This window comes from Pontibacter roseus DSM 17521, from assembly GCF_000373265.1.
GTDB lineage: Bacteria > Bacteroidota > Bacteroidia > Cytophagales > Hymenobacteraceae > Pontibacter > Pontibacter roseus.
The window spans coordinates 1-26,187 of the sequence record NZ_KB890762.1 but is presented as its reverse complement, the minus strand read 5'-3'; the positions used below and the strand labels follow the sequence as shown (position 1 = coordinate 26,187).

At 48.8% G+C, this 26,187-nt stretch carries 23 protein-coding genes, 1 tRNA gene and 1 other RNA gene; 10 read left to right on the top strand and 15 right to left on the bottom strand.

Annotation, left to right across the window (positions count from 1 at the left end; translation table 11 throughout):
• Position 1 precedes the first annotated feature (1 nt).
• Positions 2 to 982 (bottom strand): electron transfer flavoprotein subunit alpha/FixB family protein, encoded by a 981-nt coding sequence (locus tag B051_RS0106540; protein ID WP_018477382.1) that lies wholly within the window; start codon positions 980 to 982, stop codon positions 2 to 4.
• A 1-nt stretch (position 983) separates the two neighbouring features.
• Positions 984 to 1,724 carry an electron transfer flavoprotein subunit beta/FixA family protein gene (locus tag B051_RS0106535; RefSeq protein ID WP_018477381.1) on the bottom strand — a complete coding sequence of 247 codons (741 nt, stop codon included), beginning with the start codon at positions 1,722 to 1,724 and terminating at the stop codon, positions 984 to 986.
• A 68-nt stretch (positions 1,725 to 1,792) separates the two neighbouring features.
• Between B051_RS0106535 and B051_RS0106530 the strand changes: the two genes are divergently transcribed.
• A complete protein-coding gene (locus tag B051_RS0106530; protein ID WP_018477380.1) occupies positions 1,793 to 2,125 on the top strand; it encodes a tetratricopeptide repeat protein in 333 nt (110 codons plus the stop codon).
• Positions 2,126 to 2,314: 189 nt separating this feature from the next.
• Here the strand turns inward: B051_RS0106530 and B051_RS0106525 are convergent, their stop codons facing one another.
• Positions 2,315 to 5,758 (bottom strand): pyruvate carboxylase, encoded by a 3,444-nt coding sequence (locus B051_RS0106525; RefSeq protein ID WP_018477379.1) that lies wholly within the window; start codon positions 5,756 to 5,758, stop codon positions 2,315 to 2,317.
• A 419-nt stretch (positions 5,759 to 6,177) separates the two neighbouring features.
• Between B051_RS0106525 and B051_RS0106520 the strand changes: the two genes are divergently transcribed.
• From B051_RS0106520 to B051_RS0106510, 5 genes are all read left to right on the top strand, one after another.
• The gene (locus tag B051_RS0106520; protein ID WP_018477378.1) at positions 6,178 to 7,095 is read left to right on the top strand and encodes a DUF2279 domain-containing protein; all 918 of its coding nucleotides are present in this window, start codon (positions 6,178 to 6,180) and stop codon (positions 7,093 to 7,095) included.
• A 223-nt stretch (positions 7,096 to 7,318) separates the two neighbouring features.
• Entirely contained in the window at positions 7,319 to 8,275 is a 957-nt protein-coding gene (locus tag B051_RS0106515; RefSeq protein WP_018477377.1) for a Smr/MutS family protein, read from the top strand.
• Between the two features lie 190 nt (positions 8,276 to 8,465).
• Positions 8,466 to 8,856, top strand: an RNA gene (rnpB, locus tag B051_RS22000) — RNase P RNA component class A.
• 181 nt (positions 8,857 to 9,037) lie between these two features.
• Positions 9,038 to 9,310 (top strand): hypothetical protein, encoded by a 273-nt coding sequence (locus B051_RS22695; RefSeq protein WP_211214322.1) that lies wholly within the window; start codon positions 9,038 to 9,040, stop codon positions 9,308 to 9,310.
• 290 nt (positions 9,311 to 9,600) lie between these two features.
• Entirely contained in the window at positions 9,601 to 10,602 is a 1,002-nt protein-coding gene (locus tag B051_RS0106510; protein ID WP_018477376.1) for a hypothetical protein, read from the top strand.
• Positions 10,603 to 10,691: 89 nt separating this feature from the next.
• Here the strand turns inward: B051_RS0106510 and B051_RS0106505 are convergent, their stop codons facing one another.
• From B051_RS0106505 to B051_RS0106495, 3 genes are all read right to left on the bottom strand, one after another.
• Entirely contained in the window at positions 10,692 to 11,408 is a 717-nt protein-coding gene (locus tag B051_RS0106505) for an SIMPL domain-containing protein (protein WP_018477375.1), read from the bottom strand.
• A 166-nt stretch (positions 11,409 to 11,574) separates the two neighbouring features.
• Entirely contained in the window at positions 11,575 to 11,898 is a 324-nt protein-coding gene (locus B051_RS0106500; RefSeq protein WP_018477374.1) for a hypothetical protein, read from the bottom strand.
• 77 nt (positions 11,899 to 11,975) lie between these two features.
• Complete coding sequence (locus B051_RS0106495; RefSeq protein WP_018477373.1) at positions 11,976 to 12,251, bottom strand: hypothetical protein; 276 nt, start codon at positions 12,249 to 12,251, stop codon at positions 11,976 to 11,978.
• A 182-nt stretch (positions 12,252 to 12,433) separates the two neighbouring features.
• Between B051_RS0106495 and B051_RS0106490 the strand changes: the two genes are divergently transcribed.
• A tRNA-Glu gene (locus B051_RS0106490) sits at positions 12,434 to 12,505 on the top strand.
• 322 nt (positions 12,506 to 12,827) lie between these two features.
• Here the strand turns inward: B051_RS0106490 and B051_RS0106485 are convergent.
• The gene (locus B051_RS0106485) at positions 12,828 to 14,009 is read right to left on the bottom strand and encodes a hypothetical protein (protein WP_018477372.1); all 1,182 of its coding nucleotides are present in this window, start codon (positions 14,007 to 14,009) and stop codon (positions 12,828 to 12,830) included.
• 1,089 nt (positions 14,010 to 15,098) lie between these two features.
• Here B051_RS0106485 and B051_RS0106480 point away from each other — a divergent pair.
• Complete coding sequence (locus tag B051_RS0106480) at positions 15,099 to 18,161, top strand: Ig-like domain-containing protein (RefSeq protein WP_018477371.1); 3,063 nt, start codon at positions 15,099 to 15,101, stop codon at positions 18,159 to 18,161.
• A 379-nt stretch (positions 18,162 to 18,540) separates the two neighbouring features.
• Here B051_RS0106480 and B051_RS0106475 read toward each other — a convergent pair whose 3' ends face one another.
• The 8 genes from B051_RS0106475 to B051_RS20995 all read right to left on the bottom strand — a co-directional run bounded on the left by B051_RS0106475 (position 18,541) and on the right by B051_RS20995 (position 23,773).
• Positions 18,541 to 18,978 (bottom strand): RrF2 family transcriptional regulator, encoded by a 438-nt coding sequence (locus B051_RS0106475; RefSeq protein WP_018477370.1) that lies wholly within the window; start codon positions 18,976 to 18,978, stop codon positions 18,541 to 18,543.
• A gap of 152 nt (positions 18,979 to 19,130) precedes the next feature.
• Positions 19,131 to 19,415 carry a cupin domain-containing protein gene (locus tag B051_RS0106470; RefSeq protein WP_018477369.1) on the bottom strand — a complete coding sequence of 95 codons (285 nt, stop codon included), beginning with the start codon at positions 19,413 to 19,415 and terminating at the stop codon, positions 19,131 to 19,133.
• 49 nt (positions 19,416 to 19,464) lie between these two features.
• A complete protein-coding gene (locus B051_RS0106465) occupies positions 19,465 to 19,860 on the bottom strand; it encodes a group III truncated hemoglobin (RefSeq protein WP_018477368.1) in 396 nt (131 codons plus the stop codon).
• A gap of 2 nt (positions 19,861 to 19,862) precedes the next feature.
• Positions 19,863 to 20,264, bottom strand: a complete 402-nt coding sequence (locus B051_RS0106460; RefSeq protein WP_018477367.1) for a hypothetical protein — start codon at positions 20,262 to 20,264, stop codon at positions 19,863 to 19,865.
• Between the two features lie 4 nt (positions 20,265 to 20,268).
• Positions 20,269 to 20,526: a hypothetical protein gene (locus B051_RS0106455; protein ID WP_018477366.1), complete on the bottom strand. Its 258-nt coding sequence runs from the start codon at positions 20,524 to 20,526 to the stop codon at positions 20,269 to 20,271.
• 14 nt (positions 20,527 to 20,540) lie between these two features.
• Positions 20,541 to 20,786 (bottom strand): hexameric tyrosine-coordinated heme protein, encoded by a 246-nt coding sequence (locus B051_RS0106450; RefSeq protein ID WP_018477365.1) that lies wholly within the window; start codon positions 20,784 to 20,786, stop codon positions 20,541 to 20,543.
• Between the two features lie 38 nt (positions 20,787 to 20,824).
• The gene (locus B051_RS0106445) at positions 20,825 to 21,838 is read right to left on the bottom strand and encodes a cbb3-type cytochrome c oxidase subunit II (RefSeq protein WP_018477364.1); all 1,014 of its coding nucleotides are present in this window, start codon (positions 21,836 to 21,838) and stop codon (positions 20,825 to 20,827) included.
• 60 nt (positions 21,839 to 21,898) lie between these two features.
• Entirely contained in the window at positions 21,899 to 23,773 is a 1,875-nt protein-coding gene (locus B051_RS20995; RefSeq protein ID WP_051080645.1) for a cbb3-type cytochrome c oxidase subunit I, read from the bottom strand.
• Between the two features lie 509 nt (positions 23,774 to 24,282).
• On the opposite strand from B051_RS20995, the gene B051_RS0106435 reads away from it, so the two are divergent.
• Complete coding sequence (locus B051_RS0106435) at positions 24,283 to 25,155, top strand: AraC family transcriptional regulator (protein WP_026236226.1); 873 nt, start codon at positions 24,283 to 24,285, stop codon at positions 25,153 to 25,155.
• Positions 25,156 to 25,263: 108 nt separating this feature from the next.
• Positions 25,264 to 26,097, top strand: coding sequence for an MBL fold metallo-hydrolase (locus B051_RS0106430; RefSeq protein ID WP_018477361.1), 834 nt, complete (start codon positions 25,264 to 25,266; stop codon positions 26,095 to 26,097).
• Positions 26,098 to 26,187 lie beyond the last annotated feature (90 nt).

The following is a 26,187-nucleotide window of genomic DNA, read 5'->3' as shown; positions in this document are numbered from 1 at the left end:
TCTATTTGTCTAAAGCTTTGGCAGCTTCTATCAATTTAGGAACCACCTCCAGCGCATCGCCAACTATGCCATAATCAGCGGCTTTGAAGAACGGCGCTTCCGGATCCTTATTAATAACGACAATCACTTTAGAAGAGTTAACCCCGGCCAGGTGCTGGATGGCACCCGATATACCTACTGCGATGTACAGGTTAGGGCTCACGGTTATACCTGTCTGGCCCACGTGTTCGTGGTGCGGACGCCAGCCGATGTCGGACACAGGCTTGGAGCAGGCAGTAGCTGCACCCAGTTCGCGGGCGAGCTCCTCAATCAGGTGCCAGTTCTCAGGGCCTTTCAGACCGCGTCCACCAGACACCACGATTTCCGCCTCCGGCAGCAATACGCCGCCATCGGTATCCTGCATCACGGTCTCCTTTGGAGCAGCCGCGAAATCAGCCTCAGCCAGGTCGGCAGAAAGTTTTTCTACCGTAGCTGTGCCACCACCATTGCTGATGATATCCGTGCTGTTTTTCTTTACCGCGATGATTTTCACATCGGAGGAAAGGTTCACGTCGGCAAAGGCTTTGCCTGAGAACACACCGCGACGCACCGTGAAGCTGCCGCCCTCTATTTTAGGGAGCTCCGTCACGTTGGTAGCGAGCGAGCCGTTCAAACGGACAGCCAACTTGGAGCCTACGGCCGCACCGATGTTGGAATTGGAGAAAACCAGCACCTTAGCGTTTTCCTGCTGGGCCGCCTTCGCGATTACTTTCACGTAGGCATCGGCCACAAACTGCTTCAGGCGGTCATCTGCATCATACAACACTTTGCTGATGCCCTGCTCTCCCAGCTTCGCTAACGCCTCTTCGTGCACATCGCCGATGGCCACTGCCGTAGCCGTGGTACCCATGGCTTGGGCCACTTGGCTGCCATATGATGCTGCCTCCAGCGAGGACTTCTTGATTTCTCCGTTCAGACCTTCTACAAATACTAATACTGACATATTATAGTACTTTAGCTTCGTTTCTTAACAATTTGATTAATTCACCGGCGTTGTCCGCGTCTATCATCTTCACGCCGCTTTTCTTCTCCGGCTTGCTGTAGTTCACGTACTCCGATTTCGCCTCTCCGCCCACGGGCTCTACCACTTTCAGAGGCTTGGTGCGGGCAGTCATGATGCCACGCATGTTCGGGATGCGGGGCTCGCACATCGGCTGTTGGGCGCTGGCTACGAAAGGAAGTTTTACCTCCACCACTTCTTTGCCGCCTTCAATCTCACGCTCCAGACGGGCTGTGCTGTCATCCACCATGTCCAACTTGAAGGCAGGCGTAACCGACGGTATACCTAGCATCTCGCCTACCATGTTGTGCACCTGGAAGCCGTTGTAGTCGATGGACTCCTTGCCCATTAGTATCATGTCGTAGCCGCCTTCTTTGGCCACGGCAGTAATCTGCTGTGCCACGAAGTAAGCATCCTTTGGGTGTGCGTTCACGCGTATGGCGTCGTCGGCACCGATGGCCAGCGCCTTGCGGATGTTAGGCTCCGCGTCGGCTTCGCCCACGTTGAGAACCGTAACCGAACCGCCTTTGGCTTCTTTCAGCTCGATGGCGCGTGTCAAAGCATACTCGTCCCATGGGTTAATCACGAACTGTACGCCGTTTTTGTCGAATTCCTTATTATCGCCAGTAAAGTTGATTTTGGATGTCGTATCCGGAACGTTACTGATGCAAACTAATATTTTCATGGTTAGAAATGTTAGCTTATTAAAAGTTAAATTTGTTGCGAAGTTAGTTAAAATATAGCCAAATAGAAATGTCTCAGAATAGATTAGAACAACTCCTCCAGTTTCTGAAAGATGACCCGAACGATGCGTTCACGCTCTATGCTATCGCCACCGAACTGCGCGCCACGGACCCACAGCAGGCGATGGAATACTATGAGAAACTGCTGGCTGAGCACGAGCGATACGTAGGCACCTACTACCATGCCGCCAGCCTTTACGCCGAGTTGGGCCAAAACGAACAGGCCGAGCAGACCTACAAGAAAGGCATGCTCATCAGCCGGCAGGAAGGCAACATGCACGCCTTTGCAGAGCTGCAGCAGGCCTACAACAAGTTTGCGGGCCTGGACTACGAAGACGAATAGCGCCAGCCACGCTATGAATCAAAAATAGTATGCATGCAGTATATCTGCAAGAATAAAACCCGCTTTTCCGCGAAATGTTTTCTGTTGGCTTCTGTAGGTTACTAGATATGGGGGCCGAAGGTTTGATATAATACAAGAAAGCCACTGCCTTATAAGGTGCAGTGGCTTTCTTGTCAGGTATGACACTTATCAGGACAGGCTCAACACCAAATCATCGGTATTCACTAAGGAGCCCTCCGACAAGTGGATGTCTGACACTTTCGTCTCTTCTGAAGCGGTGATAGTAGTCTCCATCTTCATGGCTTCAATCACGAACAGCGGCGTGTTCTTTTTCACGGTCTGCTCCTTCTCCACCAGAATCTTCGACAGCAGGCCCTGAAGCGGCGCCCCGATGTGCTTCGGATTGGCTTTGTCCACCTTCTGGTGCTGCACGCGCTCCACCTTCACCGACTTGTCGCGCACTTCAATGTTACGGGTTTGGCCGTTGAGCTTGAAGAACACCGTGCGCATACCGTCCTCGTCCACGTGCCCCAGCGACTGGTACTTGATGACAATGGACTTGCCCCGAGCAATGTCGATGATGGCCTCCTCGCCGGGTTTCATGCCGTAGAAGAACAAACGCGTCGGGATTTTGGAGACGTTGCCATACTGCTCGTAGTGCTTGTGGAAGCCCTCGTATACCTTGGGGTATAGCTGGTACGACAGGAAATCGGTGAACTTGGTATGCGCCCCGAACTTCTCCTGGAACTCCCGGAACTCTTTATCAAAATCCACCGGCTCCAGGTGCTCGTTGGGTCTGCCCTCGAAAGGCTTCTCGTCCTTTAGGATGATGGACTGCAGCTTTTTAGGGAAGCCGCCAGCCGGCTGGCCCAGGTCACCGCGGAAGAGCGACTGCACCGACTCCGGGAAGGAAATCTGGTCGCCGCGCTCCAGCACGTCCACCGTGGTCAGGCCGTTGGATACCAGGTATAGCGCCATGTCGCCTACCACTTTAGAGCTTGGTGTCACCTTCACCAGGTCGCCGAACAACTGATTCACCTCCGCGAACGTCTCCTTGATGAGCTCCCACTTATCCCCCAAACCCAAGGCATTGGCCTGTGGGCGCAGGTTGGAGTATTGCCCACCCGGAATCTCGTGGCGGTATACCTCTGCCGTACCGGCTTTCAGGCCAGACTCAAACGGATAGTAGTATTCGCGCACCGTCTCCCAATAGTTGGAGTGGCGGTTGAGGCTCTTCTGGTCGAACTCGCGGTGCCGCTCCTGGAAGCGCATCATCTCCACGATGGAGTTGAAGTTAGGCTGCGAGGTAAGACCAGACATGGAGCCAAGGGCTACGTCTACCACGTTCACGCCTGCCTCTATCGCCTTCAGGTATGTGGCGGACTGTATGGATGAAGTATCGTGGGTATGCAGGTGGATGGGCAGTTTAACGGTATCGCGCAGCGCCTCCACCAGCACCGTGGCAGCGTATGGCTTCAGCAGACCGGCCATGTCTTTGATGGCCAGGATGTGCGCCCCGGCATCTTCCAGTTGCTTGGCCAGCTGCAGGTAGTAGTCCAGATTGTACTTGGTCTTCTTCGGGTTCAGGATGTCGCCTGTATAGCAGATGGCACCTTCGGCCAAACCACCCGTACGCTTGCGCACGAAGTTGATGCAAGGCTCCATGCTCTTCATCCAGTTCAGGGAATCAAAGATGCGGAAAATATCCACGCCCGTCTCCCAGGATTTCTCCACGAAAGCCTCAATCAGGTTGTCGGGGTAGGCCTTGTACCCTACCCCGTTGGAACCGCGGATGAGCATCTGCAGCAGGATGTTAGGTATAGCCTCGCGTATCTCGGCCAGCCGGCGCCACGGGTCCTCGTGCAGGAAGCGCAGGCACACGTCGAAGGTCGCGCCGCCCCATACCTCCATGCTGAAGGTCTGCGGATGGTCCTTGGCGTAGGCCTCGGCTATTTTGAGCAGGTCGAAGGAGCGCATGCGGGTGGCCAGCAGCGACTGGTGCGCGTCCCGGAAGGTGGTGTCGGTGTAGTGTATCTGCTTCTCGTTGCGCAGCCATTTGGAAAATTCCTCTGGTCCCAGCTTTGTCAGCAGGTCCTTGGTGCCCGGCTCATAGGGCTTGTTCAAATTGAAGCCATGGAAATCTGGTTTAGAGAGCACCTTGTTCGGGTCCGGGTTCTTCACATCTGGGTGGCCGTTCACTATCACATCGGCCAGAAAGCTCAGCAGTTTGGTTGCGCGGTCTTTGCTTTTCTTGAACACGAACAACTCGGAGTGGTTCTTCACGAAATCCACGGTGGCGTCGCCGGAGATGAAAGTTGGGTGCGTGATGATGTTCTGAAGGAACTGGATGTTCTGCTTCACACCCCGGATACGAAACTCGTCCAGCGTACGCGACATCTTCATGGCCGCATGGCGTAAAGTAGGTGCCTGCGCCGATACCTTTACCAGCAGCGAATCAAAAAAAGGACTGATTTTAGCGCCTTGGTAAACGCTGCCCTGATCGAGGCGTATGCCGAAGCCGCCCGCACTGCGGTAAGCGATGATGGTGCCATAATCGGGTTTGAAATCGTTTTCCGGGTCCTCGGTGGTGATGCGGCACTGGATGGCCACGCCGTTTGCCCGCACGGTATGCTGGGGACCCAGCAGCACCTCCTCGTGGTCCAGGGTATAGCCGTCGGCAATGAATATCTGTGTTTTGATGAGGTCTATACCCGTAATCATCTCTGTCACAGTATGTTCCACCTGAATCCGTGGGTTCACCTCGATGAAGTAGATGTTGTTATTGTGCGGTTCCACCAGAAACTCCACCGTGCCCACGTTGTTGTAATTCACGGCTTTGCAGATGCGGATGGCATAGTCATACAACTGCTGGCGCACCTCCTCGTTCAGGCTGATGGCCGGAGCCACCTCCACCACTTTCTGGAAACGGCGCTGCACAGAGCAGTCGCGCTCGAAGAGGTGGGTGATGTTGCCATAGTTGTCGGCTACAATCTGCACCTCGATGTGCTTCGGGTTCTCCACGTACTTCTCCAGGAACAGTGTATCGTCCCCAAAAGCCTTCAAGGCTTCGTTTTTGGCCTCGAAGAAACCTTTCTCCAACTGCTCGTCGTCCCGAATCACGCGCATGCCCCGTCCGCCGCCGCCTGCGGCTGCCTTCAGCATGAGCGGATAGCCGATGCGGTGCGCTTCTTCCAGCGCGGTATCATAAGTGTTCAGGTCAAGGTCGTTACTTTGTATGATGGGTACTTCGCAGCTCACAGCCACCTTCTTTGCCGATACCTTATCGCCTAGCGCGCCCATCACCTCCGGCCGCGGCCCGATGAAAATAATGCCGTTCTCGGCGCATTTGCGGGAAAAATGCTGGTTTTCGGACAGGAATCCATACCCTGGGTGAATCGCATCCACGCCATTATCCTTCGCAATGGCAATAATGCCGTCAATGTCGAGGTAGGGCTGCAAGGGCTGGTTATCTTTGCCTATTTGATAGGCCTCGTCGGCTTTGTAGCGGTGGAGCGAGTAGCGGTCCTCGTAGGTATAGATGGCCACCGTCTGGATGTTGAGCTCTGTACAGGCCCTAAGTACACGGATGGCGATTTCGCCGCGGTTAGCGACAAGTACTTTTTTGATTTTCATATAAGGTGAGATGTAGGGTATAGCTGCTTAACATGTTTCATTTCAAGTGCGGCCGAACGGGAGTGCCCGGCATGCCATGTGTTATTCGTTAGCTAATCTATTAAATATAGTCTAGGAAATGGGTATGCTTGCAGGCCAGGAAAGCGGGTGCCTGCTGTTTTCAAAACACCTGTTAATACAGCGTTTTTCTAAATTAGGTTATAATTCAATTTCGGTAGCGCAAGGAGGCTCTGTTGACTAGCACGAATCTTTGATTCCCGACAGCAACAGCAGCCTAACATACAGTCAGTTAAGGATTACCAGCCTCCCTTAGAACTGAGGATGGTGGCTAGAAAAACAATAGAAAGCTGGAACTAGCATACTTCTGAAGCCGGCGGGGGCCATGTCCGCATTTGCATTGGGTTGTGTATCTTTGGGGGATGCCTCGAAAATCGTTTTTACTGACCATTGGATTCTGCTGCCTGCTGTCGCTGCAGCCTGTCCGAGGTATAGCCGCCGCCACCGCGAGTGATTCCACGACAGCCCCCCTCAACAAACAGCGGCTGCTGCTTCTGGGCTCAGGTTTCACGGCCGGCTATACCGCTTTGCTGCTCTCGCTGAACAACGCCTGGTACCAGGACCAGGAACGCATCGGTTTTCATTTCTTCAACGATAACCGCCAGTGGAAGCAGATGGACAAAGCTGGCCATTTCTGGGGCGCCTTCCACCAAAGCCGTGCAGGTATAGACCTGTTGCGTTGGGCCGGCGTGCCTGACAAGAAAGCGATAATTTACGGTGGGCTGGTAGGTATAGCCCTGCAGACCCCAATTGAGATTTTCGATGGCTACCAGGCAGATTACGGCGCCTCTGTGGGCGATGCAATTGCCAATACCGTGGGCTCGGCTGCCGTCGTGGCGCAGGAACTGGCCTGGCGGGAGGTGCGCTTTATGCCTAAGTACTCCTTCCATACCACCCGCTATGCCGGAGAACGCCCCTATGTGCTGGGAAGCAGCCTAGGGGAGCAGGCCCTGAAAGACTATAACGGACAGACCTACTGGCTGTCGGTGAACGTGGGTGATTTTCTGAAGGAGGAAAGCCGGTATCCGAAATGGCTGAGTATAGCAGTCGGGTATGGCGGCGAAGGGATGGTGTACAACGACGAAGAGCTGAACCAGGTGCGCGGATTTGATGCCCGCCGCCAGTACTACCTCAGCCCCGACCTGAACCTGATGCACTTCAAAGGCCGCAATAAGGTTGTGAACACGGCGCTCTATGTGTTGAGTATCGTCAAAATACCGGCTCCGGCCCTGGAATACAACCGGCGGGACGGCTTCCGGCTACACCCACTCTACTTTTAATAGAGCAGCCAACTCTGAATTGCAAGTCGTATCTTTGTAAAGGGTCAGTCTTGTTAGCTATACCTCTTCCTGCTGTTGGGGACTTCTATGTTATAGGAAAACCCGAGTAACGAAGAATCCCGATGGGCATACCTGGAGGAGGCGCTAGCGTAGACAGACAAACAGGTATAGCCCATTAGCAGCGGCGCATACCGGCTGAACATACATATCAAACCTTAGAACTATGAACGTAGGAGACCGCGTGCGCCTGATGTCTGGCAGAGAAGAAGGCATCATTACACGCATACTCGATAATAATATCGTGGAAGTCGCCATCGACAACGACTTCACCATACCTGTTTCGCGCCGGGAGATTGTGCTGATTGCCCCAGAGGAGGCAAAAGCCTTCCGAAATGCGGAGCCGGACATCGCCCGGCCTGCTGCCCGAAAAGAGCCTCCCGCACCCGTTCTGGCCGAAAAAGGGATTTACCTGGGCATGGTGCACCAGTCGGAGGAGCTGCTGGCGGCCACCGTCATCAACAACACCGACTACGACATCCTCTTTACTTGCGGCGAAGAGCGCAACAACCAATACCGTGGCCTGCAGAACGATAAACTGCCCCCCAAAGCGACCCGGGTGGTGGGACATTACCACCTGAAGGATTTTGAGAAATGGCCTACCCTGATTGTGCAGTTTCTGCAGCACCGCAATGGCAGCCCTTCCCTTTTTGAGCCTGTCACCAAGAAAGTGCAGTTTCGGGCTAACTCCTTCTACAAGAGCAAGAAAACAGCCCCTGTTGTGAACAAAGAGGCCTATCTGTTCCAGCTGGATACCAAACCTGTGGCCGTGGACACCGATAAGATAAAGGAGCAGCTCTCAGAAAAGCCTGCCGCACAGCAGAACGCAAAGGTGCAGGCGCCGGAACATGAGGTAGACCTGCACATCGAGAAGCTGGTAGAGGACTACAGCGACATGAGCAACAGCGCCATGCTCAAGCTGCAGCTGGAGCGCTTCCAGGATGCCCTAGAACGCGCCATGGCCGCCAACATGCACGAAATCATCTTCATACACGGCACCGGCAACGGCGTGCTCCGCAAGGAAATCCAGAAGTTATTGAGCCGCACCCCTGGCATACGCTTCTTCGAGGATGCCCGCAAAGAGAAGTTCGGCTACGGCGCCACGCTGGTGAGGCTGCGATAAGTTTGAGGGTTTAGAAGTTTTAAGCCATGCCTAATTGCTATACCTCACCGCCCCGTTGCAAATAGGTATAGCTCATAAGGTTTGTGCATGACCTGTCTCCTATTATTGAGGGAACTTATAGCTGCTTTCAACGCTTGAACAATCAAGCAATCCAACAATTTACTATACCTTTGCAGGTATCGAAGAATTAACAGCAAGCCGTCTTATCGCCGCTCCACCTGGAGGGGAGGAAAGTCCGGGCAACGCAGAGCATCCTACTTCCTAACGGGAAGGGGCCTTTCGGGAGACTGGAGGGCTACAGCCAGTGCCACAGAAAAGTACCGCCACGTGCAAGCGTGGTAAGGGTGAAAAGGTGCGGTAAGAGCGCACCAGTGGGCAGGTGACTGTCCCAGCTGGGTAAACCTTAGGAGTTGAAAGACCAAATAGGCTGACAGCGCTCCGCTTTGGCGGGGCTAAGGGCTGCTCGTCCGATGTCAGTGGGTAGGTCGATGGAGCCTGTGCGTGAGTGCAGGCCTAGATAAATGATAAGACGTCAGGCTTCGGTCTGATGACAAAACCCGGCTTATAGGCTTGCTGTTATCTCTTCTTCTCACTTTTTTCTCAATAGTGCCGGTTCCGGCGCCTGCTCCTTTGTAGCTACTGTTTTTGCATCTTTCATCCTGAATTTTTTCATAGCTTCGCCTAGCCGGCGGGGCCTCACTTTTCTACTTGATGAGAATCGAGGGGCCCTACCCCCAAACAAGCAAAAAAGTCAGGACGTTTTTGAACTCGCTGACGCTTAGACACAAAATCGTCATCATTGCACCAGGCTCCGGCCGTTGCTCTGTGGCTGCTGTGGAAGCTCTCCCCTTGAGGGGAGTCAGAGGGGTGTCAAGGCTATACCTAAACCTGCTCTTCGCCTGCTATACCTGCTCACGTTCCAGTAATGCTTTGTTTGTCATTCCGACGAAAGGAGGAATCTGTTACGCTACCCACCGCCGGTTCGAGCGCAGCGGGAACGGTGGTGAGACATTCGAGCAGTCTGCAACCGGCTGATGCTATACCTTCGTGGCTGCTGTGGTAAGGATGCTTGGCTATTCCTGCCAGTGTTCTGTAATGCAGCGCCTATACCTTATGAGGAGTAAGGCAGAAAGACCCCCTTCAAAGGGGGCAGGGGGATGTCCATGGCTGAGTAGGGTTACCTTTTGAGAGGGACAGGAGTGTGGCAATCGTTCTCGACTCCTACCCCCATAAATGTCAAGGCGGCAATAGCCCAAACTACCTCCGCTCCAACCGCTGACCAATCCCTCCTGATTTAGTATCTTTGCAGCCAAATCAACCTGAACATGACGGACGAACTCAAGCTATACGACCCATTCCAGAAAATGCAGTTCAGCGACGAAAACTGCTTTCTGTGTGGCACAGACATAACCATAGAACAACGCACTCCTGTATTTGGGACATGGCTGCAGGAGAAGTACGGTCTTCAGCACAAGGAACTGCTCCTGCTCGACAAAAGCGTGGCCACCTTTGGCGAACTGACCATCCCCTGCTGCGACAGCTGCCATACCCAATATGTCATACCCTTGGAAAAAGAAGTAGAGCAAGCCGCAGCGCTAGGTATGGTTGGCCTGCAGCAGCTAGATCAGAAGAGGCTGTTTCAGTGGATTGGCAAGATGTATTACGGCACCCTGGTAACGGAGCTTATCAAGGAGACTGACCCGCTCATCATGCCGCAGAACCCCATCAGCGAAAACAACAAAATGCTGGGTAAATTCCGGGAATTTTTCAAGGTGCTGCAGTCGCTGCGGGTGCCTATGGTTTTCTCCGACTTCCTCCCCTGCTCCCTGTTCCTATTAGAGGTCAGCCCCACAGAGGATGAGTTGCCGTTCGAGTACCAGGATGAACTGACTACCATGGCCTTCAGCATCAAGCTCGGCTCCGTGTCCGTGGTATGCACGCTCCTGGACAACGGCATTATCGGCAAGGCCTTAGGCAGACTGTACCGCCTCACGCAGGGGCAGCAACTGCACCCGATACAGGTAGCCGAATTTAAGGCGCGTGTGTTTTACGCAGCCTACATCTTCAATGCGGTCCCAGAGTACTTTGAGCGCCCACTCAAGCCCGAAGACAGGTACATCACAATGGATACCATTATTGATGATGTCACCAACGAAGTGTTCAACCCCTGGGTCCTGACCGCCTATGCCCACATGCTGGAGGAAATGCTGAAACCCTGGGGTATTCGGGAGAAAGAAATATTGGCCAATCCACAGCAACCAATTAGCTTTCTGGTGAATGAGCAGGCTGGCTTTAACCCGATGGAACGCTTTAAGAGGCTAAATTGAGCGGCTGCTGGAATAGCCGGATATACCTTAAAATGAGAAGCGCCTGCTACTGTATAGTAGCAGGCGCTTCTCATAACAATAAATATTTATTACTGCTCTATCACGAAGCTTACGCCCACGTGTGAGGTGATGGTCACCTCTCCGCCGGCAATGCTAGGGCCACCGTCTTGGGCCATGTCTGCTTCCATCATAGCTGACTTGGCATACGCAATGCGCGGGCCACCATTGATAGGAGTGCTTTCGTTGATGGCGTAAACCTTCCCTACCTTCGCCCCTAACTCAGAGGTCATGGCATTGGCTTTTTGTTTAGCATCCGCAAGAGCACGCTTACGCGCTTCGGCTTTGTGCTTCTCCACATCCTTCACCCGAAAATGGATGCCATCAATGCGGTTCACGCCGTTGTCATACAAACCCGACAGCAGTTCATCGAACCGGTTCAGCTTCCTGATGACGATGGTCATGGATTTCTGGGCGAGGTAGAAATCAGGATTGGCCTTGCCATATTCTCCACTTGTGTAGATGGGCTGCAGGTTCACATAGGAGGTCTGTATGTCTTTGGCATCCACCCCCTGTTTACGCAGGTAAGCAATAATGGCCGCTGCCTTACTGTCCGTCTGCTTGCGTGCCTGCTCCAGCGTTTTTTCGCGCATCTCCACTCCCAGGTTGATAACTACCTCATCGGGTTGTAGCTTCACTTCCCCTATCCCGTTCACATTGACAAGTGGGGGCTGAATTTGCTGTTGTGCCTGTACCTGCAGTACGCTTACGAGCAGTAGCAAGAGGGCAATCCAGGATGTCTTTTTCATAATTTTTGGCTTAGGTGGTTGATTGGTTAGTTGACTAAACATATAGCCCAATGCTATATAGCCGCATAATTACAAATCTTATACCAGAAAACCCGCTGTTAGGCTTTCTACAAAAAAAGACCCCAGGCAGTGTATACCTGGGGTCTTCTATGTCAAGCGGTTAGGCTTAGTCAATGAGGTCAAAATCTTCGTCGGCTACGTACTTAGCTATCAGCACAGCGCCTAGGGTAACAGCACCTGCAGCCAAAATGAGCTGGGTAGTCGACATCCTACGAGCACCCTGTAGTACAAGTGTTCCCACATCGTGCAGTAGCTCAGGAAGTTTTTCGCGACGGCCCTGAAACACGTGCATAGCCGACTCTACTGTCTTAGACATATCGTGTGGCTGCACCAGTTTCAAGGCACTAGAACCACCTCCACCAGACTGCTTCTTGTTCTGGTTTTGTCCGCTGCCACCGTTGTTCTGGTTGCCCTTGTTATCGTTTTCCATAGTTATATTTTCGGTTTCGTTATATATGTATTAAACAAGTGGTTTCTTATACGGAGTTATTGGTGCAAAGGCTTGATTTAGGCCTCTGATTTGCCTCCATACTGTGCAATCATTTGGTCCATGCGTTGCACCAGGCTATCGGCGTTAATCATCATGCTGGCCGGGAAGCCAACGGACAAATCATCAATCTCCAGCGACTGAGCTTCCGCGTTGTAGGTATAGTTCGCGTTCACTCCTTTCTCATTGATTCTGCCGCTATCGCCCTGCAGCGACAGGCCCATAGATTGCAATTTGCTTTTCAATTCATTATAAGCGTCAGGGGTTACGCCGGTGTAGTATGCTCTTCGTGCCATGTTATAAACAGTTTTTACTTGATAAGGTATAACGCACAAGATAATACTTGGTTTGGAAAAAGCTTTCTACTTCTTTTGACTATTGAAATCACAGATTAACGGCTGTAAGAGTGCCAAAAATCTAGAAATAGTTTTGCACTATAACTTACAAGTTGTATATTTGCATCCTCAAATCACTTGATGGTCCGTTCGTCTAGGGGTTAGGACTCCAGATTTTCATTCTGGCAACAGGGGTTCGATTCCCCTACGGACTACTAAGAAGCCGCTTCAGGTAAAACTGAAGCGGCTTTTCTTTTTGCCCAAGCTTTAGTACTCTGGTTTTTATATTCTTCAGACTCCCCTTTACAATCGTAGATTTGACATAGCAATTAATAAACCTATAATTGTAATCAATAACTACCTACATTGGTATCATGTTAAAAAAAACAGGCTTTGTGCTTATAGCACAAAGCCTGTTCTGAAAGGCAAGCGAAATACCCGGCAACACTGCTTAGAAAATTTCAATCTGAGTGACCTTCCCTATTTCGACTTGTACTCTAACTCTAGGATTACATATAGCTAAAGTCCAGTCTACGGTTATATGTAATGCTTTGACACCACCAAAATCCTACCTTTCACTCCGTCTAGCACATAGATATATTTATCGTCAGGATTTGTAGACGTCTCCAGCTCTCCAGCTTGGAACACAGTCGTCCTATCCATATGCTCCATGAAGATTTCCTGATTCGTAGTTTTAGGCGGTGGTGGGATGATGTTCACTTCTTTATGAAATCCATTCAATTCCTTCCTGGTGCCATCGGTTGCAAACAAATAGTCATTGTCTACACAGAAGTCCCCGGCCTGTGCTCCGCCCCAAACAGCTTTTATCGTGTAGAAGAGGGAAAGTGTTTTATTGCCTTCATTGAGTTTCAACACTTTATTCTGGTATTGGAAAAAGGTAGCATTGTTTGAGAATCTGAATTTGATTTTGTAGGAGTACAAGTCCCACTGGGCATCATAATATTCACTTAAATCATAGGTTGTATGCCCAGATTCCGGATTTATCACAAACAGTTTTCTCTCCGTTGGAGAGATGGCATACAAGCCTTCATTGTTTGATGCAGCATATAGCAACTCTCCCTTGGCTACTATCCTGCTTACTTGGTCATAAGAATTACCGACTTTTCTTTTGATGATGTGTACATTTTTATCATCAGTCATATACTCGCTTTGAAAGAGGGCCCACTCAGCACCCTTGCCATCCTTGATGATTTCTCCATAGTTTCTATATTTCCCTCCACTGGGGTCGAGAAACTCATGCCAAGGAGCTTCTATCTCCTGTATCACTTTGCCGCTCAACATGTTCACAATTTTGAAAACTGGGATTTTGCCAGGAGTGGCACTGGGATATATCATTACTTCTTGATTACCATGAAGCTCGGACTTTTTATTCAATGGCATGAAGTAATCGAAATAACTATCATGCTTGTAAGAAATCCATTTCCCTTTCAGGATATCGCTTTGTACCAGCGTATATCTGTAAACAGACTCTACGTCTTTGTCATCATCAATAGTACTCATTCCAAAGTACAGGCCATTGTCTGTTGCTATAAAATTATAAGCAGCATGGCTGAATGGTACATGATTGGGTATATCTACATACTCTCCAAAGCGGCTACTTATGGGGTCAGCGTCTACCACGTCCTCTTTACAAGATGTGACGAAGAGCGTTGTCACTAACAAGAGAATACCGGTTGATTTCTTAAAGTTGAAATACATGTGAATCTAATTTTAGCTTTTGTAATGTACAGTAGTCAAACAAATAAGGAACTCATTTTCAAGTTATCAAGCTAAGCATGTCTGCCTGTGTTGATTACAAAAACGTATGATTGGGTACAATATAGATAGGTTAATTACTCAATCGACTGCAATCATGTAAGCTTGATAACTCTTAAATAAGTTATTATAAATACAAAACTACTATAAAATATTAATATATACATATACTTAGTAGTGGGTATTTGTGTAGTGAAAACGAAAGCGAATCATTACTGATAATAGAAAAATAGTTATTGGTTTAGGAGACTAATCCTAAAAAACCGCATTATCAAACCCATCAAGTTTTACAAAATATAGTGAAAGGTGGGCTCTGACGTTTAAAATTAATTAAACACTTGTTTTATTGATAAAAATGGTGTCATCGTTCCTGTTCCACCTCCAAATAATTACACACGAGCATTAAATCACTGTGGATAAGGTTCGATAATTCGATACTGAGGTCTACATGAAAGCCTCTCAGTTAACGCTGAGAGGCTTTTTTCATGCACTTCGGACACTATTCGGACACTAAAGCAGTTTCTCCCCTACTGCTGAGCTTGAGCCCCCCCTCTAAACAGCGTTAGTATATCATGAATACTTAACTGCTCTTATATACTGTTCTTACTTCTATTGCCTCATGAAAGGAAATGTGCTGGCCCACACAGCCCGATAATTTTCTAAGAAAAATTGTGTGCCGTTTGTAATAATACTTACCTGGCTGTAGAGTATCAATTGAGCCATGTTCTTAACCCCTACCCTTGTGGCAACACATTTATATCTTCCATTTACACTAACTTCCCTACCGTTCCAGTCAGGGAGCTTACAAAGGGCAGAATCATCAGCACTAACAGTAACCGCCATTCGTACTAAGCAGTTTTTTTACAACCTGGCTGTTTCTTTTCGCAATGTTGCATGAGACTCACTAACTCCTCCACACTCAATTAGAAATTTGAAAAATAAGATAACATAGGATGATTATTTAGTAAACGTCACAAGCTATATACTTATATAATTATATATTTGCAAAATTTACATAAAGACCTATACTCCATGATAAAAGCTTTACGCGCTTTACTGACCTTCTCTCTTTCGCTTGTTTTCCTATTCGCCTGCAACCCTGACTCTCCAGACCCAGCACCAGCCAGCGAAATCCCGCAACTAAAGGCTATAGCCCAAAAAACAGAGTTAGTCCCTTACGAAATATACAAGGTTATCGTAAAGGAAAAGCCCCTCAAGTCTGACACTTACGCAGCAAAGTTCGGGGAACTGGATGTCACCCTGAAAAAGGTGAATGACACACTGCTTGTCGGCGGTGTGCCTGCCATCGCGCCGGGTACCACCCACCTGAAGGGTACCGTGGAGAATAGCCTACTCGACATCAAGCTTCAGGTGCTACCTAACCAGGATATACCAGAACCAATCGCCTATTTGGAAGCCTTTGTGAATGCGACAGATTTAAGCAAATACAAAATCACTTTGGATTCCCTGGTAAAGGTTGGGACCATGTCTGCGGAACAGGCGAAATCTGAGCTCGACGCAGCAAAAGACGCCCAAGCAGAGCACATACAAATGATAGCTGCCGCCAGTCCAGAGGATCAGAGGATAGCCGCAGCCTTCATATCTGCGAACCGCTATCACTTTGATAAAGTACAAGCCTCCCTCAACGCGCTTCGACTAGCCAGCTCCCAATCCACCATTTCAGATGTGAGAGCCAAAATTGGGACTATAAAGCTTGCAATAGCAGAAATAGGGCTAATGGTCGCTGGCCCGGCACTAATCGCCAGCTCTGTATCGGTCTTCGTACCTGGACAGGCAACCTTAGTAAATTATTGGGCTACTGCCGGTGCTGTGTTAGGAGCTCGCATCTTCGAAAATAAAATCATAGAGCAGAAAAATATCATAGTGGCCACTGCTCTGAGTATTTTCGATGATGCCATGGTAGCTGTTTCGAACAGCTTTGGCGCAGATTTCCAGCAGCGCATTGCCGCAACTGAGCAGACTTTCATCAACAAAGTCGCCTACAAGGCCAATATGACTGTCAGACTAAGAAACCTGCAGCCAAACGATGCTTTTTCGGGAGAGCCTGTACTGAAAAGCTTTGTAGGCCTGTACCTCGGTTTCCGACAATTATGGCAGGAGTACATGGCTGATTTCGGTGCCCTCCCGGACCTGCTGCCTTTGAAAGAAAAGGAAGTGGCAGTTGATTATACCAAAGTGAACGTGCAAATCACTGAAAATACGAACGTGAGCGGCGGCCTGATCAAGGAAAACGACATCTATAAAGTCAGATTTTCCACAGAGGAACTGACAGACCAGAAATTCAAGTTTACCTACACCTATACGCTGCCTGACGTACCGGCCTTCAAACAGGAGGTTTATGGAACGTTGACTATTCCAAACTTTAAGGTGCTAAAAACTAAGGGGGATAATCAGACGGCGGCCCCCAAGGAGATACTGCCGGATTCTTTGATCATTAAAGTACTTGATGGACTCAACAAGCCTGTGGAAGGGTATCAGGTCAGCTGGAACGTAGTTGCCGGAGGTGGTAGCGTTACAGGTAACGCCATTACCAACAAACAAGGCTTCGCAAGGGCGAAATGGACCCTGGGAACCGCAGAAATAGAGAACAAAGTAGAGGCTGTTGTAAAGGACAGAAGCGGAAATGCGATTAAAGACGGCAAAGCAGTTTTCACCGCCATTGCCAAGAACAGCTTCTCTCTCAAATATGTGCTCGGCAATAACCAAAGCGCCTCCTTCGGGGAGACTCTGCCCAACGATCTTATTGTACGCTTGGTAGACCACAGGCAGTTGCCAGTGAAGGATCAGAAAGTATGGTGGTCGGTAACGGAAGGCGGTGGTACTGTGACCTCTACTTCATCCTTCACGGACCAAAACGGGGAAGCGAAAGTCAAATGGAAGTTAGGGCCGGCTGGTATGCAGAAAATGATTGCCTTTTTTAAAGATAAAGACAATAATGATGTACCCGGTAGTCCAGTCACGTTTACCGCTTCACCCGCCAGCTATACGCTCCACTATATTTCTGGGGCTGATCAAACTACCAATGCAGGGCAAAGGATAGCACAACCTCTGAAAGTGCGAGTGACTGACCAGAATAACAACGGAGTGCGAAATGCAACAATTGACTGGGAGATATTAAACACTGGCGGTGGCACGCTCAGCAATACGACCAGCGTAACAGACGCCGATGGTTACGCTTCGACCTTCTATACGCCTGAATCTGTCGGTACAAAACAAATCCGTGCTGTTGGCTCGCTCATTGGGGGCAAGGTAAACAACAGTGTTACTTTCCCTATTTACAGCAAGTTGGGCTATAAGATTATTGTATCAGGAGGGCAGCCTAAGATTTTTGTGGGACATAAAACAGGTGGTAAACCTTTCACATTCCTGCTTACCGATGCGGAAAATAGGCCAATTGCCAATGCCACCTTACATGTTAATCCATATGGCAGTATGCCGGCAAATGTAATTCCAGTTAATGTAGGTCAGAATATCACCTATTCTTCTGCTAATTATGATTTAAAAACTGACGCAGAAGGGAAAGCGACAATAGAAATTAATATAGAGTTTATTGCCGGTGATTATACTTTTAAAGTAGATCATATTCAATACGATGCTAATTTCAACAGTCAGATAACAGAAAACTACTTTAATTTAAGAGCTGATTATCCTTTCACACTAGTTTCTCCTATATTAGGTATAACTACGGTCCCTAATTGTCCAGAAAATGTTATGGAACTGAAATCCAGCTTTACTAATCCTTATAACCTGATCAATGTCAGTTCAAGTGAGTATGTTAAAATCAACTCAAGATACGCTTACAAAGATTCATCTGGAGCGGAAAAGATAAATGGCAACCGTCCACTCAAGGGTAATGTGTTAGAACTAATTGAAACTCAAGAATACCCAAAATGTCCAATAGTGAAATATTCTTTTAATAAAAGCACTTCAACCTTTATAATGCAATCGGGGACAGAATATGATGATAATGGAGCGGTATCGGCACGATATTACGACTTCTATTTTGAAATTATCCAAGGAGAAAGAATTTATCGCTCTAATTTTATAAAGTCAACCAATAGTTTGAATTTTTAAGAGTGTAATAACCATCAAAAGCCTGGTATAACTTAGAAGTTATACCAGGCTTTTGATTCATTTAAGTTAGTGTTTTTTATATCACGCATAACTTTACTTAATTTAGATCAAAGTAACCAGATAAGAACTTTTTATTTATGAATTTTCAGCAGCAATAAATATTCTCTCACAGCCTCCAAATCACTGTGGATAAAGTTCGATAATTCAATCCTTTGGTCTACAAAAGCTGCTCCAGTTAAAACTGGAGCAGCTTTTTTTGTGCTCTTTGGGCACTATTCGGATGCTAAAGCAGTTTCTTCTCTCGTTAAGCTTCACGCAACCTGTAAGTATAGTCACCTTAATAAGGCACCGGCAAGTTTAACTTCTATAAGGGAGTGCGTTACGTAAGGTTCTTGATAAAGGAAGTGCCTTCCTTCAGTTCCTTTGCCAGTTGCTCGATGGTAGTATTCTGAAACACATCACGCAGGGACTCACGTGCCACTTTAAATTTGTCGTGCATGGGGCATGGATGGGTCTCAGAGCATTTTTTCAAACCAAGTCCGCATTCCCAAAAAACGGCCATGCCGTCAATAGCATTAACGATATTGATAACAGGTTGCTCCAGCTGGTATTCGTCAATAAAAAATCCACCATATGGTCCTTTCAAAGAAGTAATGATTCGGTGTTTGTTGAGGATTTGAAGGATCTTCGCTGTAAAAGCCTCAGGTGCATCTACCTCTCTAGCGATGTCTTTCACATTCAGCTTAACCCCTTCTCCAGCTTTCGAGGCTATATAAACTGCTGCCCTGATGCCATATTTGCACGACTTGGAAATCATATTCTGTCCCCATTTTTAAAATCCTGCTACAAACATAAAGTATAACTACCTAACATAGGACAGAAAACTTTATGCACCGGCTTTTGGCTCTATGCTATACCTGATCGTATTGCTTCAACAGCCATTAGAGGTATGTAATCATTACTCCCGTTTTACTGGCTGTTGATGAAATTTATCTGCGCACCAGCAGCTAATACAACTGCGGCAGCAAAGTCTTCCAAAACATGCAGGCTGTGCGGCTCATTGGCCGGAATAAGCAAAGTAAAACCTGATTCCAGTGTGACTTCTCTTTCCTGAAGTTTCAGCACTGCTTTGCCTTCTCTGACAAACAGGAACGCATCTGACGAGGCATAATGCCGTGGCATCTCCTCTCCTTTAGCTAAGTTAACGTTCAACACTTTGTAGGAAGAATTGGCATGAATCTCTTTCATTTCCATTTCAACTTCATTAGATCAATTACAAAAAACTAACCTTAGTTGCAGTCATTTAAACCAGCGTAACCGTATCAGTTCCCTTCAGCCCATCGATACGCCTTTCGAAGTTCGTTGCCATTATCAAGGCTCTTTTCTTCGCCTCCTCAGCCATCGGGCCTTCAAAGTAAGTATCAACGGTGCCGATAAAAAGGGAGAGCCAGCGCTCGAAGTGTTCTCCATCTACGGGCATAGTCGCATGCTTTGCAAAAGGATTACCGGTATAGCCTTTTACCCCGAACAGCGCAGCGTTCCAGAAGGTATACATCTTTTCCAGGTGCGGCTTCCAGTAGGTATTGAGTCTGAAAAGAAAAATGGGCGCCAGCAGTTCATCATTCCGGACCAGGGTATAGAACTCATCTACCAATACTTTAATGTCTTCCAGTCCGTTTATATCGTGTTTTTGTGTCATCTTTAAATTGCAAATTGTGTAATAAGGTAATATAATGCCCAGCCGCCAAAAAGGATGTGCAATATCCATACCCAGTTGGGTATACTCCGTGGCGTTTCACTGCCTTCTATCAGGAACACTTTCTGATCGCCTTTGCCGTAGGCACTCACCATGATGGGTAGCACACCGTCTACCACCTCGTTCTCAGAAATGCCTTCCACGTTGATGTCGGGCCCGTTACGCACAACAAACGGAATTTTGCGGATGCCTTCCTTGCCGGACGGGTCTTTACTGACGATGCGCAGGGTATGTTCTCCGTCCACCAGTTTCCGGGTATCCAGCTCGAAGTTAATGGGCGATTTGAAGGAGCCTACCGGCTGCGGATCATCATCCACAAAAATTATTACAGAGCTCTTGTCTTCCATTCTGTCAAAATTCTAATACAGTTCTTTTGATGTGGTCCCTACTTTCTTCACCCGGACGGACCAGCCATTTTATGCTAAAAAACAAACAAGCCACCACAATAACCACTGTGGCCCACACAAGGATATAGTCCCAGTCACTTTGCGGGCCGGCCCCGTGGCTGATGCCCTGCAGCACCTTTGGCTGCTGTTTTTCACATACCGGGCAGGCATAGGCTACCAAGCTGAAGAGTATGCCGAGAACCGTTAGCAGGAATGTTTTCATAGGTAAGTGCTTCTTTAATCTTTTGTTCGCCAGTAATTGTTAGCCTGTGCAATCGTTTGAAATTCTACCGCTATTACCTGAGCCGATGCAATCAACTGCGCTGTATCAGATGCGTAAGCAGCACGCAGCTGCTGCCGTACACCAGCATCCGGCTGTATAGCGCCAATTGATTTCCGGGACAACTTTATGGCAAGTTGCCGTCCTTCAAAAGGCGTGGCAGTAATCAAACTTGGCAGGTAATCTTCTTCCTGGTTTTGCATAGGTATAGTTTTGCTGTTGATTTAAATTTTATATTTCCTTATTTCTTGGCTGTCTGTCCGAGCATATCCATGATTTTCTGAACTTCTTCTACCGGCACTTTGCGCGCGCTGTTGCCCCAGCTGGTGCGCTCGTGATTGATGATGGCGGCTACTTCCGCAGCTGATAACTTCATATTCGTTCCAATGGCCGGCATAGACGCAAACTCAGGCCGGGCATCGTAACCGTTCATCACCACATCAATCAGCACCTCGGGGTTATCGTCCAGTACAATCTGGCTTCCTTTCAGGGGCGGAAAAGCTCCTTTCAGGCCCTCGCCGCTGGCCTGGTGGCAGCTCTGGCAGTTGGCCGCGTAAAGCGCAGCGCCATCCAGTCCCAGGTCTTCGCCTCCACTTGCATCCGCCTTAGCTTTTTCTTCCCGCTTGTACAGGAACTCCGGCGCGGCCATGGAGCCGGGCAGCTCCGCCTGCTTCAGCGACTGCAGGTAGGCCACCAGATTCAGGGCGTCTTTGGTTGCTACAATCTTACCTTTCACTCCCTTCCGGAAAGCATCAGGCACGGGAACCTCCACGTCACCTTCCTCCAACTCAGCTTTCTCTTCGAACAACCACGGGTAGGCCGGCATAATCGACTCCGCTACCACCGCGCGTGGCTGATACAGGTGCAACAGGTTCCATTCAGCACTGGGTTGGCGGTTGCCTACATCGGCTAAGTCAGGGCCGGTGCGCTCAGTCCCCATCAGGGTGGCGGTATTCCGCCACAAATCGGTGCGTTGTTCATCAGCATAATCGGCCGCTATGCTGGGGCGCTTGCCCCATACTTTGTCCATATCGAGGTTGCGCACCTGCTGGGTATGGCAGGCCACACAGCCGTTGGCCACATAAAGCGCCTTGCCTTCCAGGGCGGCGGCACTCAGGGCCTCTTCGGTTGGCAGCGGGCTGTTGTTGTTCTGGTTGCTGATGGCGGGCATGATGGCAACCAGTATGGTGAGCAGGACAAACAAGCCGAGTGACGTAAGGTATAGTTTCCTGTAGTCGTTAAAAAAGTCCATCATATGCTTTGTGTGCTAAAGAGCAACTGTTAGGAATTTAATGGGTGCTATTGTCTGCTGCTTTTATTTATCGAGGATGTCCACCAATTCATAATCGTTCGCATGGAGCTTCTTGATGGCCTCGTCGTTAATGTTCACCGTTTTGCGCGGATTTATCATCCTGTACATGTTATAGGCGAACACCAGGTGCGATACCCACATCAGCGAACCGCCAATTGCACGCCACAACCAGTAAGGCGCCATCATGGTCACACTTTCAATAAAAGGGAGCCCTTCCATCCACATCAGACCGCGCATAGTGCCACCCCACATAAGCGGTATAGTATAGAACATCATCCCGATAAAAGCCATCCAGAAGTGAATGCCCACCGTGATTTGTGGTGGCTCCTGGCGCGTAAGCCGCGGCACGATGGCGTAGATGCCACCCCACAGGAAGAAAGCAATGATACCGTACATGGTCAGGTGCGAGTGCGCCACCGTGAAGTCCGTGAAGTGCCACATCAGGTTAGTGCTGCGGAAAGCCTCTGCCGTGCCCTGCAACGAACCCGTGAAATAGAAGATGATGCCCACAATGAAGAAAGGCAAGGTATAGCTACCGGCCACTTTATGCCAGGCGCCCCGGAAGGTCATTATAAAGTTGGTAGTGCCAGACACGACAGGTATAACCATGCCAGCACTGCCCACAATCGCTACTGTCTGCAGCGACCAAGGTATAGCGCTGAACACAAAATGGTGCGTTCCGATTAAGGTATAGAAGAATATCTGCGACCAGAAAGCAAGGATGCCGAGGCTGTAGGAATAGATAGGTTTGTTGAGCTGCTGGGGCAGGTAATAGTAGACCAAACCGAGCGTGAAGAGCATAAACCACATGCCTACGCCCTGATGCATATAATAGCCTTGAATGATGGTTTCACCGAGTCCGTTTTGAAAGTTTGGCACATAGGCTACTATGGAGATCACAATCGCAAACATCACCGCCGCCACAATGTACCAGTTCGACACATAAATCTCTGTCGTTTTCCTGCGCGCTACGGTCCTCAGGTAATTGACTAATGTTATGACCAGGCCGATGCCGAACAGCAACTGGATGGGCCAGATGTACTCGCGGTACTCGCCGCCACCGTTGTTAATACCTGCCATCAGCGCGATGGTGCCCAACACAACGGATGCATTGATGAGGATGAGCGACCACCAGCCGGACTTCAGGCTGTGTATCTGGATGTTGCTTACCCGTGGCACGACGTAATACCCCAGCCCGAGCATAGCCAGCGACGACCAGCCCCAGAACACGGCGTTGGTATGCACCGGACGCAACCTGCCAAAGCTCAGCCAGCTTACCTGGTCCACATCCGGAGTCACGAACTTAATGCCGACATATTCCCCCACCGATGTACCGAAGACAAGCCAGAAAGTGGCAGTACCCAAAAACCAAAGGATAAGCCTCGCAAGTGCCGGGTCGATGCCGGGCCGTACGATGGCTTTGCGTTTGGCCTCTATGAATCGGATGTTGGCCCGCTCGTTGATGCTGCTTAAAAGACCCTTGGAGTCTTCCGGTGAAAAAGGCCCTGATAGCTCCTGGTTATTTAAGTGGTAATCCTGGTGGTGCCTGTCGTTTTGCAGCGCTTCCAGCTGCTCCACATTCAACGTCTTCAGGTATGTGGCGAAACGTGTGGCCTCCTCGGAGTCTTTTCTGTTCTGAATATTCTTGAAGAGCGCGTTTGCCTTCACTACCAGTAGAAAAATGGCAGCGACAACAGGTACAATCAGAAGGGTGATGGTGATAAGGATGCCCGGCAAACTGAACAGACCGCTGTCAGCTGTGCTCCCAGATTGGGCGAAGGTGGCAGTTGGAAGAAGGCTAGAAGTTGTTAGCAGTATGACGTAAAAGAGCTTTGAACGGTTTTGTGGAATTGTATTGTCACTTTTTTGTTTCGTCATGTCAGCAGGTTTTTATAATGCATAGGTTCTAAAGGTACGTAAATAATCTATAAAAGATAATCTTATCCTTTATAGATTAATTTAATTGTATACTCCCTCTCTAATCCTTTAATAGGTACCAATCGCTGCTAAATCCCTGTGGATAAGGTTCGATAATTCAATCCTACGGGCTACTACAGCAAAAAAGCCGCTCCACGTATATTAGGGCGGCTTTTTTGGTTCGATAATTTCCCCCCTTCGGTTGATTCTGAGGTTGCTCGCCTCAAAATTCTACTTCTACACTACAGCTAAGGAGTGTGCCAGGTGAGTATTTTGCTAAAAAAGGCTCCGACCTAGGTCTCACCTTTCCCATACGAAAGCCAAAAACGTACCTCTCGCCCAATGCTGCTAACTGCTTACCTGCACTTAAGAAGAACAGTTTATCCGTTATGTTTGGAGTGCATCAGGGCTGATAGTGCCTACACGTCGTATTACCTGATAACTGAAAGCTAATACAGCAAGCGCAGAAATTGAGAACCATAAAATTCGATAAAACCAAGTGCGGTGTAGAGGTCTTGCTAAGGGTGGGATCAGGAGATGAAATAAAAGAAGCGTATACCAATACAGAGGTGTACAATACCGACTATTTTGAGATCCTGATTTTCAGAAAAGCGAAAGGGCATCTCGAACTGAACCAGCGAAAGATCGACTTGGTCGACAATACCATTGTCTACATTTCTCCATTTCAGAAGAGGCAATGGAAATTGGACCCAAACCACCTGGACTTCACTTTCCTTATTTTCCAGGAAGGCTTCCTCAACGACTTCTTTTCCGACAAGCTGTTCACCTACCGGCTTCTTTATTTTTACCAGCTGGATTACCCGCTGAACATGAGAGTCACAGCGGGGTATATCCAGAAAGCCTGCAGCACACTCACTGAAATTCACACCGAACTGAAGGAGACGAAACCAGACAGCGAACATCTTATCCGCTCCCTTCTCTATTATTTGCTGTTGAAACTCAACAGGGATTATGCCCAGCAAAACAACCTGCCACTCGATAAGCCGGAGAACAACTATGCCTATCAGTTTAAAAGGTTACTTGAGCTACACATCAAGGAAAAGCAGCGGATTGGAGAGTACGCGGAGCTTTTAGGCATCAGTAGAATCACGCTGAACAAAGCGGTACAGGCCCAATTCAACGTGACGGCCACCCATTTACTTAAACAAAGGCTGCTCTTTGAAATCAAGAACTACCTGATCCATTCTGGTCTGACTGTAGCCGAGATAGCGCACGAACTCCACTTCTCGGAGCCTAACCACTTGATGCGGTTTTTCAAGGCGCAAACCGGCCAGACTACCACCGTCTTCCTTGCCGATTATCAAAATGGTAGCATAGCATAAGGCTTTGGTAGGCTGCAAGCATTCCGCTATTCCGACCTTTGCGTCGGGTTCATTACTTCACAAATGTTGTAAGGGATGAAACACGGACCATAACAAAACAGAACGATTATGAAAAGAGTATTTTTACTGGTAGCGTTAACTTTATCTGCTACCTTTTCTTTTGCACAAGGCAAAGCAGACACGAAGGCTAGTCTTCAGCTAGTCAGAAACGCCACTTTGATTATAGAGTATGCCGGGCAGAAAATTTTAGTTGACCCGATGCTTTCTCCAAAGGGAGGCTTTCAGTCTTTCGCTGGAATCGAGCGGAACCCTACGGTCGAATTGAAGATGCCGGTAAGTGAAATCACCAAGGGCCTTGATTTGGTCATGGTGACGCATAGCCATCCCGATCACTTCGATGAGGCCGCAAGCAAGACCCTGGATAAATCTGTACAACTGATAAACCAGCCTGCTGACAGAGATTTTTTCAAGAAGGAAGGGTTCATCAACGCAGAAACCCTGGATAACAGCAGGGTATGGAATGATATAAGCGTTCACCGGGTAGAGGCACAGCATGGAACCGGCGAGGTACTGAAGATGATGGGCAAGACCTCGGGTTTTGTGCTCAAGGCCAAAAACCAGCCTACTATCTACATCGTCGGGGATGCTATCTGGACAGAGGAAATCAAAAAGACCATCAAGGAATATAAGCCTGACTATATCATCGTCAACTCCGGGGGTGCAGTTGTGCCTGGCTTTGAGAAGACCCCTATCCTGATGGATGAGGACCAAACGATGGCGTTGGTAAAGGAAAGTGGAAAGGCAAAGGTCATCGCAGTGCATATGAATGCGCTGGACCATTGTCGCACCACAAGAGAGTCACTTCGTCAAAAAGCAGAAAGTTTGAATATCGGAGTAGATAAACTGATTATTCCGCAGGATGGCGAGGTAGTGAAGTTATAAATCTGAATATTTGACTATTGCTTCAAAAACTCCCTTAAATCTACTAAATCCCTGTGGATAAAGTTCGATAATTCAATCATACGGGCTACT